Raw genomic sequence first — 10,227 nt, 5'->3', positions numbered from 1 at the left:
ATCTGGCGTTGACTTTTGGCACGCTGTTGAGTTCTCAAGGAACGGTGGCTTCCTTCGGTCCGCCTTCCAGCGGGCCCTCCGGGCGCTTCGTTCGTTTTTCCCAGCTTATCAGACGTTTTCCGCTCCGTTTCACCGGAGTTTCATCCATCTGACCTGCTTTTGTTCGCTGCTCTCGCGGCGACTCCGGAACTGTACGGGGATCGGCGCCCCACAAGCAAATCGCCCCCGCCCGGCGGACCGGGCGGGGGGCGAAGCGCGCTGCGCGTCAGCGGACCTCGGTGATCTCCGGGCCGCGGGCGAAGGGGTCGAGCGAGGCGTCCGCGAAGCGGGAGCTGGCGCCCTCGACAACGCCCGCGCCGCCGTCGGCGACCATCTGGGCGTCCTCGGGGAGCTTGAGGACGATCGGGTCGCGGGGGGCCATGGGGGTCTCGCCGCGGACCACGACGGTCTGCTGGAAGACCTGCTCCAGGACGCCCGCCATCTCGGGCTGGACCGCGGCCTGGCCGGAGATGACGCCGCGGAGGAACCAGCGCGGGCCGTCGCAGCCGACGAAGCGGACCAGCTGGACACCCTGGGTGCCGTCCGGGAGCTGGACCGGGACCTGGGCGCGGAGGTGCCAGCCCAGCGGGCCCTCCTCCTCCTCGACCAGACCGCCCTGCTGGGTGATGCCGGTGGCGATCTCCTCGCGGACCTCGCCCCAGATGCCCTCGGACTTGGGGGCGGCGAAGGCCTGCAGCTGGATGGCGCTGTTGCCCAGGACCAGGGTGGCGGCCACGATCGCGTCGCCGGCCACCTCCACCCGGAGCTCCATGCCCTCGACGCCGGGGATCAGCAGACCGCCGAGGTCCACCCGGCCGTCCTGCGGGGTCTCGAGCTCGGAGACGTCCCAGGGGCCCTCCGGGCGCGGGGCCGGCGGCAGGCCGACCCGGTCGGCGGGGTCGATGCTGTTCTCGCTCTCGGAGTCGGCGGAACCTTCGACGTCATCGGCCGTCTCGTCGGCGCTGATGGCGTCGTCGGCGAGCTGCTCGACAGCGTCCTCGCTCTTCTGGCGACGACGGAACACGGTCACTGTCCTTCCCGGTCCAAGACCGATGCGAATACCTGCTCGACTACTGCTCGGCTACTGCGCTGGCGCGGGCATGGTAACCCTGTCGTGACCTCCGGTCGACCCGAACCCGCCTTCTCCCCGGGACGAACCGGGCAGTTCGGCCACCTCGTGGAAGAGGGCCTTCTCGACCTGCTGGATGACCAGCTGGGCGATCCGGTCCCCCCGGCGGAACTTCACGGGCTCGCGCGGGTCCAGATTGACGACGATCACCTTGATCTCACCACGGTACCCGGCGTCGACCGTCCCCGGGGCGTTCACCAGGGCAACGCCGCACCGGGCCGCGAGGCCGGAGCGCGGGTGCACGAAGGCCGCGTAACCGTCGGGCAGGGCGATCGCCATGCCGGTGGGGAGCACGGCCCGCTCGCCCGGGGCCAGCTCGGCGTCCTCGGTGGTGCGCAGGTCGGCGCCGGCGTCGCCGGGGTGCTCGTACGCGGGCAGCGGGATCTCCGGGTCCAGCCGGGTGATCAGGACGTCTACCGGCGGGCGGGCGGTGGTGCTCACGGGTTCACCTCAAAGGCTCGGGCGCGTTTGAACAGGTCCGGGTCGTCCATGGCCTTCTTGATGTCCTCGGGACGACCGTGCGTGGTGAAGTGTTCCAGCTTCACCTGGATGAAGAGTGCCTGGGCGCGGATCGCGACCGGTCCGTCAGGTCCGCCGATCCGGCCCTCGGCGGCGCTGTAGATCTTGCGGCCGTGCACACCGGTGATCCGGGCGTGGATGTGCAGCTCCGAGTCGACGGGCACCGGGCGGACGAAGTCGCACTCCAGGCGGCCGGTGACGGCGGGGGCGTTCAGCAGCCAGTTGAGGGTGCCGATGGTCTCGTCCATGGCGGTCATCAGGACGCCGCCGTGGGCCAGGCCGGGGCCGCCCTGGTGGCTGGGGCGGACGGTGAAGCGGGCGGTGACCTCCAGGCCCTCCCCGGCCACCGCGTCGAGCTGGAGGCCCTGGGGGTGCTGCGGGCCGCAGCCGAAGCAGTGGTCGTAGTGCGAGCCGAGGTGGGTGCCGGGCGCCGGTGCCTGGGGGTGACGGGGCGGCAGCACGGCCTCGGCGGGCGGGGTGGTGGGCGGGAGCGCCGGTGGGGCGGGCGCCGCGGTGGGGGTGTCGGTGGAGGCGTTCACGCCCGCGACCCTACCGGCGGGTAGCTTCCGGTGCACGGGGTGTCCGGCGCCCGCCCGCACGGACGCCCGAGGTGCCCGGGCGGGCCTCCGGCGGGGCCCCCGGAGGCCGTGGGCGGCGTTGGCGCACCCACAATGGAGGCATGTACGACGAACGCCTCACCGTCCCGCGCAGCTGGTGGCTGCTGCCCGTCGCGCTCGGCCTCACGCTGGGCCTGATCATGATCCGGTTCGACGCCGTCGCGGCCCTGGTCGCGCTGGTGATCGGCCTGGTCCTCGGCGCGGCCGCGCTGAGCAGCTACGGCTCCGCCCGGATCCGGGTGGTGCAGGGCTCGCTGGTGGCGGGGCAGGCCCGGATCCCCGCCGAGGCGCTGGGCACCGCGCACGTGCTGAACCCCGCCGAGACGGTCGCCTGGCGGACCAGCAAGGCCGATCCGCGCGCCTTCATGCTGCTGCGCAGCTACGTCCCGACGGCCCTCCGGGTCGAGGTGACCGACCCGGCCGACCCGACGCCGTACGTCTACCTGTCCACCCGCTCGCCGCAGAAGCTGGCCGACGCCCTGGCCGACGCCCGCCGGGTCGGGCGCACCAAGTAGGCCCGAGCGGCGCAGGTCCGCGCCGGGCGGCCCCGGACACGGAGGAGGGACGGCTCCGCGTGGTGTCACGCGGGACCGTCCCTGTGTTCCGGTACTGCTGCCGCTCGGCCGGACGGACCGGCCGTGCGGTGGTGCGGGCGCGACCGCCGGAGCGGCCGCTGCTGCTGCCTCCGGCCTTGCTGCCCAAGGCCGGGCGGGGTGGTGTGCCGGGCCGGCGGTGACCGTCGGACCCGGGCCGTTCCCGCTCCGGCTCAGGCGCCGCAGTCCACGCAGATGGGCTGGCCGTTCTTCTCGCCGGCCAGCTGGCTGCGGTGGTGCACCAGGAAGCAGCTCATGCAGGTGAACTCGTCCGCCTGGCGCGGCAGCACCCGGACGGAGAGCTCCTCGTTGGACAGGTCGGCGCCGGGGAGCTCCAGGCCCTCGTTGGCGTCGAACTCGTCGACGTCCACCGAGCTGCCGGACTTCTCGTTCCGGCGAGCCTTGAGCTCCTCGATGCTGTCTTCGTTGACGTCGTCGTCAGTCTTGCGTGGGGTGTCGTAGTCCGTTGCCATTGTTCGCTCTCCCCCTCTGGGTGTGTGCGGGTATCTCCAGCGCACGTAACGCATGGGGGGCCGGTCTTGTGCCCGACCCGAGGCCGAGATTTTGCCTTACTTCAAGCCCCGTTACTCAATCGACACCCTCAAACGGCCCCCTGGGGCACGTCCTGAGGGGCCGTCAGGGGTTCACGCAGAGCTGCCACCGCCGGTGCGACAGGGCACTCGGATGGTCACGCTGAGCGACGGCCACCGAGGGGACAATTCGCCAACTTACCTGCAACGCCATGGATTTGACGCTACGTCGACAATTGTCCCCGCCGAACGGGCCGTCACCCTGCGGAGCCGATTCACCCTGATCGGTGATCACCAAGAGAGATCATCCGAACGGGTCGAGGGCGTTTGTGTGAGATCCGTCACAGTCTGAACTTTTCGGGCAAATCCCGAAGAATCCTCCTGCCCCGCGACTACTTCCGAGCGGCCGCGGCGGCCCTGCGCGCGAGCAGGGCGGCCTGCCGCTCGTCGAACTTGGTGGCCTGCGCGTCCAGCCCGTCCAGGAAGGCGCCGAGCTCCTGCTGGGCCAGCAGGCCCTCCGGGCCCAGGCCCCCGATCTCCATCACCTTGAGGTGGCGCAGCACCGGCTGCAGCACGTCGTCGTGGTGGATCCGCAGGTTGTAGACGCCGCCGATGGCGATCTGGGCCGCCGCGCGCTCGAAGCCCGGGATGCCGTGGCCGGGCATCCGGAAGTTGATCACCACGTCGGCGACGGCCCGCATGGCCTGGTCCGGGGCGATCTCCAGGGCGGCCTTGAGCAGGTTCCGGTAGAAGATCATGTGCAGGTTCTCGTCGTTCGCGATCTTCGCCAGCAGCTGGTCGGCGAGGGGCTCGCCGGCGCACTTGCCGGTGTTGCGGTGCGAGATCCGGGTGGCCAGCTCCTGGAAGGCCACGTAGGCCACCGAGTGCAGCATGCTGTGCGCGTTGTCGGACTCGAAGCCCTCCGACATGTGCGACATCCGGGCCCGCTCCAGCTCCACCGGGTCGACCGCACGCGTGGCCAGCAGGTAGTCACGGATGGCTATCCCGTGCCGGCCCTCCTCGGCCGTCCAGCGGTGGACCCAGGTGCCCCAGGCGCCCTCGCGGCCGAACATGGTGGCGATCTCGTGGTGGTAGCTGGGGAGGTTGTCCTCGGTCAGCAGGTTGACCACCAGGGAGACCCGGCCGAGCGGCGTCACCTGCGACTGGTCCAGCGACCAGGCCTCGCCGCCCAGCACGCCGTCGAAGTCCCGGCCCTGGCTCCACGGCACGAACTCGTGCGGCATCCACTCCTTGGCCACCTTCAGGTGCCGGTTGAGCTCCGTCTCCACGACCTCCTCGAGCGCCATGATCAGCCGCGCGTCGGTCCAGCCGGTGGTCGCGAGCGGGGCGGCGGTGGGGGCGGCGACGGTGCGCTGCACGGGTGCGATGGTCACGGTGCTCCTCGGGCGGGCAGGGACGACGGCGGTCGCGGTCGGGCCTGGGTGGCTGCGATCCACCTTACGGCTGCGTAGGTTACGACACCGTAAGTTCTCCCGGCGGCAAAAGACAAGCCGCCCCCGCCAGGGCATATGTCGGCTGACTTGCCTGGCGGAGGCGGCTGTTGGGCGATCGTGGACGTAACGGAATGCTCCGGACACGGAGCGACGCGGAGGCACCGGGGCGGCCGGTGGGGGCGGCTGCGGGGGCACGGGGACGGCGGGGCGGCGCGGGGACGCCCGGAGGTCAGACTCCCGGGATCCGGACCCGGATGGTGAGCCCGCCCCCGGGGCGCGCGGTGGCCTCGATGGCGCCTCCGTGCGCCCGGACCACCGAGCGGACGATGGACAGGCCCAGGCCGACCCCCTTGTCGCTCCTGGTCCGGTCCGCGCCCTTGACCCGGCGGAACGGCTCGAAGATGTGCTCCAGCTCGTAGCCGGGCACCACCGGCCCGGTGTTGCTGACCGTCAGCTCTCCCCCACCGCCCGGGGCGGGGGCGCTGGTGATCTCCACCCAGCCGCCGGGGGTGTTGTAGCGGATGCCGTTCTGCAGCAGGTTGAGCGCGATCCGCTCCAGCAGCACGCCGTTCCCGCCGACCACGGCGGGGTGCAGCTGGGAGCGCACCTCCACCTCGCGGCCGGCCGCCTCCGGCTTGGTCACCTCCACCGCCCGCTGGGCCACCTCGGACAGTTCGACCGGGCGGCGCTCGGTCAGCTCGTTGTCGCTGCGGGCGAGCAGCAGCAGGCCCTCGACCAGCTGCTCGCTGCGCTCGTTGGTGGCCAGCAGGGTCTTGCCGAGCTGCTGGAGGTCGGGCGAGGCCCCCGGATCGGAGAGCTGGACCTCCAGCAGGGTCCGGTTGATCGCCAGCGGGGTCCGCAGCTCGTGCGAGGCGTTGGCGACGAACCTGCGCTGGGAGTCGAAGGCCCGGTCGAGCCGCTCCAGCATCTCGTCGAAGGTGTCGGCGAGCTCCTTGAGCTCGTCGTCCGGGCCGTCCATGTCGATCCGGCGGTGCAGGTCCGACCCGACCACCTCGCGGGCGGTGCGGGTGATCCGGTTGAGCGGCTGGAGCACCCGGCCGGCCAGTGCGTAGCCGAGGATGAAGGCGATCACGGCCAGGCAGACCATGACGGTCAGCGACTTGCGCAGCAGGGTGGTGAGCGAGTCCGCGGACTCCTGCTGCTGGTACTCCCGGATCAGCTGGTTGAACGTGCCCTCGGTGGCCACCTGGCCGTTCGGCAGGGCGACCTGCACGTTCGGCCCGAGCCTGATGTACGGCAGCGAGGCGTCGTGGAAGGCCTGCTGGACGAAGTAGTACATGAGCAGCAACAGCAGCACGCCGGCCATCAGGAACATCCCGCCGTACAGCAGGGTGAGCCGGATCCGGATGGTCGGGCGCAGCTGGAGCCAGCCGAACAGTCCGCCGCCGCTCGCCGGCTCGGCCGGCGACGGGGCCGCTGCCACGGCCGGGGGTTGGGTCGGCTGCGGCGGTGCCGGGGTGCCTCCGGGCGCGCCGGAGGACCCGCCGGGCGAGGGCGGGGTGGTCATGGCTGTCCTCTCGGGTGCGGTCCGGGGCCGGGGCGGTCCGGGGCCGGTGGTGGGTGGGGCCGGTCGGGCTGACGCGGCGTCAGGTCGGCTGGCCCGGACTCAGATCCGGTAGCCGGAACCGGGCACGGTGACGATGACGGCCGGGTCGCCGAGCTTGCGGCGCAGCGTCATCACGGTCACCCGGACCACGTTGGTGAACGGGTCGGTGTGCTCGTCCCAAGCCTTCTCCAGCAGCTGCTCGGCCGAGACCACGGCGCCGCCGGCCCGCATCAGGACCTCCAGCACGGCGAACTCCTTGGGGGCCAGCTGGATCGGCCGCTCGTCCCGCAGCACCTCGCGGCGGCCCGGGTCCAGCGAGATCCCGGCCCGCTCCAGCACCGGCGGCAGCGGGACGGTGGCCCGGCGGCCGAGCGCCCTGACCCGGGCCACCAGCTCACTGAAGGCGAAGGGCTTGGGCAGGTAGTCGTCGGCGCCGATCTCCAGGCCCTCGACCCGGTCGCTGATGTCGCCGGAGGCGGTCAGCATGATCACCCGGGTGGCGAGGCCCTGCTCGACGATGCTGCGGCAGACGTCGTCGCCGTGCACCAGAGGCAGGTCGCGGTCGAGCACCACCACGTCGTAGTCGTTGACCGCGATGCGCTGGAGCGCGGCCTCCCCGTCGTAGACCACGTCGACGGCCATGGCCTCCCGGCGCAGACCGGTGGCCACTGCTTCGGCGAGCAGCTGCTCGTCCTCCACGACGAGAACCCGCACGGTGGTTGTCCCTTCTACGGCTTGGCTGCGGCCCACCGTGGCGGTGCCCGGGCAGGCCGTGGTGCGGCCGGGCGCGGACACCGGCGCGGACACCCACCGGCCTTGCGGCGGCGGGGCCGGGCACAGCGGTCCGACGGTGGCTCCATCCTGCCTGGTCGGGCGGTAAAGCAGCGATAAGACCGACCGGCAGTCGGGGGGTGGAAGAAGGAGCGGCGTTGGGGTGCGTGCCTCGGCGGCGCCGACGAGGAAGTCCATGCGGAGCATCGGCGACCGAGGAGAAGCCGGCGAGGTGCGCACCCCAACGCCGCGACGCCGCCCCCCGACTGCCGGTCGGTCTCGGCCAGGGCACGTCAGGTCGAACGGTTCCGTGTTCGGACTGTGACGCGGGCAACTTTCCGTCCCCGTCAGGTTTCCCGGCGGTGGTGGCGGGGAGTAGAGCTGCACACCCACGATCGCGCCGAACGCCGATCGTGGTCACCACCCGCCGTGCGTTCATCCGCACCGGTCCGGGTTTCGGAGTCACATAGGGCGGCCGCAGGCCGTTGACGCACCAGCCGGGGGAGCAGGGAGCCCGGCTGGGGCGTTCCCGTTGTCGCCGTCATCCGGATCGGGGAACGCCGGACCGTGCCCGTCCGACACCGTAAGGGGGCCCGAATGGACGCCTTCACCGCCGGGATCATCCAGCGCATAAGGAACGCCGAGGAAGACCTGCACCGCGCTCTCGCCTCCGGGGACGAGTTCCTCGCCGAGGTCGAGCAGTCCGAGCTGGACGACCTCCGCCGGCTCGCCGCCGAACACGGCGTCGACCCGGTGCAGGAGCTGCACCGCTCCGCCGCCTGACCCAGCGCCACCCGCACCGCCGCGCCACCCGCACAGACCGAGCCCTGGCACCCCCCGTGTGCCAGGGCTTCGTGCTGCCCGGGCACAACGGGTACGGGGTGCGGGAGCCGGGGGCGCGCGTGCGGCTGCGGCCCGTCAGGCGCCGAGCTCGGCCAGCCGGGCGGTGAGGCGCTCGAAGGTGGCCGGCGGCGCGGCCACCGTGAGCCCGTCGCCGGCCGGTTCGCCGGGGCGGCCGCCGGAGACCCCGCCCGCTTCGGCGACGATCAGCAGCCCGGCGGCCCGGTCCCAGGCGTGCAGGCCGCGCTCGTAGAAGGCGTCCAGCCGGCCCGCCGCCAGGTCGCACAGGTCGACCGCCGCGGCGCCGCCCCGGCGGATGTCCCGGACCTCCGGGAGCAGGCCGAGCAGCACCCGGGCCTGCTCCTCCCGGACGGCCCGCACGTAGTTGAAGCCGGTGGAGACCAGGGCCTGGCCCCAGGGCGGGGCCGGGCGGCAGCGGATCGGGGCGCCGTCCAGGTGGGCGCCGCGGCCGAGCACGGCGTGGAAGAGCTCCCCCCGGGCCGGGACGGCGACCACCCCGACCACGGCCCGCCCGTCCAGCTCGGCGGCCACGCTGACGCCCCAGGAGGGCAGCCCGTACAGGTAGTTGACGGTGCCGTCGAGCGGGTCGACCACCCAGCGCACCCCGCTGGTGCCGGGCCGGTCGGCGCCCTCCTCGCCGAGGTAGCCGTCCTGCGGGCGGCGGGTGCCGATCAGCTCCAGGACGAGCTTCTCGGAGGCGAGGTCCATCTCGGTCACCACGTCCACCGGGCTGCTCTTGGTGGCGGCCACCCCGAGGTCGGCCGGGCGGCCGTCGTGGAGCAGGGCGCCGGCCTTGGTGGCGGCCTCCAGTGCCACGTCGAGGAGTTCGTCGAGCAGGGCGGGATCGGGCACGGGGTTTCCTTCCGACGGTCCGTCAGGGTGACGCGGCGTCAGGACGACGCCGCGTCAGTTCGGCTCGGCGGCTCAGCGTTCGGCGGCGGCCGGACGCGGGGCGCGCGGGTTGGGGCAGCAGGCGACGGCGCACACGTCGTGGCTGGGGCCGAGCGCCCCGAGCGCACACCGTTCGGGGCGCTCCCCGCGTTCGGCGGCCGCGCGCTCCAGCACCAGCTCGCGCACGGCGGCGGTGAAGCGCGGGTCGGCGCCGACCGTGGCGGCCCGGGTGACCGGCAGGTCCAGCTCGGCGGCCTTGGCGGTGGCCTCGGTGTCGAGGTCGTACTTGACCTCCATGTGGTCGGAGACGAAGCCGATCGGCACCATCACGGCGGCCGGGGCACCGGCCTCCTTCAGGCCCTCCAGGTGGTCGCAGATGTCCGGCTCCAGCCACGGGACGTGCGGCGCGCCGCTGCGGCTCTGGTAGACCAGCTGCCACGGACGGCCCGTCACGCCCGTGCGCTCGGCGACGGCCTCGGCGACCAGCCGGGCCACCTCCAGGTGCTGGGCCACGTACGCGCCGCCGGGCTCGCCCCGGGCCGGGTCGTCGGGGGCGCCGGAGCCGTCGGCCATCGCGTCCGGGATGGAGTGCGTGGTGAAGGCGAGGTGGGCACCGTCGCGGGCCGCGGCGGGCAGCCCCTCCAGGGCGGCGAGGGTGGCGTCCACCATCGGCTCGACGAAGCCGGGGTGGTTGTAGAAGTGGCGCAGCTTGTCCACGCCCAGCCCGGTGACGCCCTCCGCCTCCAGGGCGGCCAGCGCGTCGGCCAGGTTCTCCCGGTACTGGCGGCAGCCGGAGTAGCCGGCGTAGGCGCTGGTGGCCAGCACCAGCACCCGGCGGTGGCCGTCGGCGGCCAGCTCGCGCAGGGTGTCGGTCAGGTAGGGCGCCCAGTTCCGGTTGCCCCAGTAGACCGGCAGGTCCAGGCCGTGGTCGGCGAAGTCCTTGCGGAGGGCGGCCAGCAGCTCCCGGTTCTGCTCGTTGATCGGGCTGACCCCGCCGAACAGGAAGTAGTGCTTGCCGACCTCGGCCAGCCGCTCCTTCGGGATGCCCCGGCCGCGGGTGACGTTCTCCAGGAAGGGGACCACGTCCTCGGGGGCCTCCGGGCCGCCGAAGGAGAGCAGCAGCAGGGCGTCGTACGGGGCCGGGCCGGAGCCGGGCGTGAGGGTGCGCGAGTCGGGCATGGCACCGATCCTGCCACCAAAGGGCCCGTTCCCCGGCGCAGGTCCACAGAACGGAAATATCGGTTGCCCAGGCTCGT

At 72.9% G+C, this 10,227-nt stretch carries 11 protein-coding genes; 2 read left to right on the top strand and 9 right to left on the bottom strand.

Translation table 11 applies throughout. From position 1 onward, the window contains the following. Positions 1–265: 265 nt before the first annotated feature. From ACWCYY_RS28285 to ACWCYY_RS28275, 3 genes are read right to left on the bottom strand one after another with little or no spacing between them, the layout of a single operon-like run. The gene (locus tag ACWCYY_RS28285) at positions 266–1,063 is read right to left on the bottom strand and encodes a DUF3710 domain-containing protein (RefSeq protein WP_449797626.1); all 798 of its coding nucleotides are present in this window, start codon (positions 1,061–1,063) and stop codon (positions 266–268) included. 57 nt (positions 1,064–1,120) lie between these two features. Then, positions 1,121–1,609: a dUTP diphosphatase gene (dut, locus tag ACWCYY_RS28280; protein ID WP_345288520.1), complete on the bottom strand. Its 489-nt coding sequence runs from the start codon at positions 1,607–1,609 to the stop codon at positions 1,121–1,123. Further along, positions 1,606–2,226 carry a PaaI family thioesterase gene (locus tag ACWCYY_RS28275; RefSeq protein WP_449797625.1) on the bottom strand — a complete coding sequence of 207 codons (621 nt, stop codon included), beginning with the start codon at positions 2,224–2,226 and terminating at the stop codon, positions 1,606–1,608. Before ACWCYY_RS28275 ends, dut begins: the two co-directional genes overlap by 4 nt. Positions 2,227–2,366: 140 nt before the next feature. Here ACWCYY_RS28275 and ACWCYY_RS28270 point away from each other — a divergent pair, with 140 nt between their 5' ends. Further along, positions 2,367–2,819, top strand: a complete 453-nt coding sequence (locus ACWCYY_RS28270; protein WP_345288516.1) for a DUF3093 domain-containing protein — start codon at positions 2,367–2,369, stop codon at positions 2,817–2,819. Between the two features lie 251 nt (positions 2,820–3,070). On the opposite strand, the gene ACWCYY_RS28265 is transcribed toward ACWCYY_RS28270, so the two are convergent. The 4 genes from ACWCYY_RS28265 to ACWCYY_RS28250 all read right to left on the bottom strand — a co-directional run bounded on the left by ACWCYY_RS28265 (position 3,071) and on the right by ACWCYY_RS28250 (position 7,162). Next, positions 3,071–3,370, bottom strand: coding sequence for a DUF4193 domain-containing protein (locus ACWCYY_RS28265; protein ID WP_345288514.1), 300 nt, complete (start codon positions 3,368–3,370; stop codon positions 3,071–3,073). A gap of 449 nt (positions 3,371–3,819) precedes the next feature. Further along, positions 3,820–4,821 (bottom strand): acyl-ACP desaturase, encoded by a 1,002-nt coding sequence (locus ACWCYY_RS28260; RefSeq protein ID WP_380149864.1) that lies wholly within the window; start codon positions 4,819–4,821, stop codon positions 3,820–3,822. Positions 4,822–5,110: 289 nt separating this feature from the next. Continuing rightward, complete coding sequence (locus ACWCYY_RS28255) at positions 5,111–6,409, bottom strand: sensor histidine kinase (RefSeq protein WP_449797624.1); 1,299 nt, start codon at positions 6,407–6,409, stop codon at positions 5,111–5,113. Positions 6,410–6,508: 99 nt separating this feature from the next. Next, positions 6,509–7,162 carry a response regulator transcription factor gene (locus ACWCYY_RS28250; protein ID WP_345288510.1) on the bottom strand — a complete coding sequence of 218 codons (654 nt, stop codon included), beginning with the start codon at positions 7,160–7,162 and terminating at the stop codon, positions 6,509–6,511. 654 nt (positions 7,163–7,816) lie between these two features. Here ACWCYY_RS28250 and ACWCYY_RS28245 point away from each other — a divergent pair. Further along, positions 7,817–8,002, top strand: a complete 186-nt coding sequence (locus ACWCYY_RS28245; protein ID WP_345288508.1) for a hypothetical protein — start codon at positions 7,817–7,819, stop codon at positions 8,000–8,002. A gap of 135 nt (positions 8,003–8,137) precedes the next feature. Here the strand turns inward: ACWCYY_RS28245 and ACWCYY_RS28240 are convergent, their stop codons facing one another. After that, complete coding sequence (locus tag ACWCYY_RS28240; RefSeq protein ID WP_345288506.1) at positions 8,138–8,932, bottom strand: inositol monophosphatase family protein; 795 nt, start codon at positions 8,930–8,932, stop codon at positions 8,138–8,140. 72 nt (positions 8,933–9,004) lie between these two features. Continuing rightward, positions 9,005–10,150: a ferrochelatase gene (locus ACWCYY_RS28235; RefSeq protein ID WP_449797623.1), complete on the bottom strand. Its 1,146-nt coding sequence runs from the start codon at positions 10,148–10,150 to the stop codon at positions 9,005–9,007. Between the last annotated feature and the right edge of the window lie 77 nt (positions 10,151–10,227).

This window comes from Kitasatospora sp. NPDC001664, from assembly GCF_053596675.1.
Note: the sequence above shows the minus strand (reverse complement) of the source record. Positions and strands in the feature narration are given on the sequence as shown.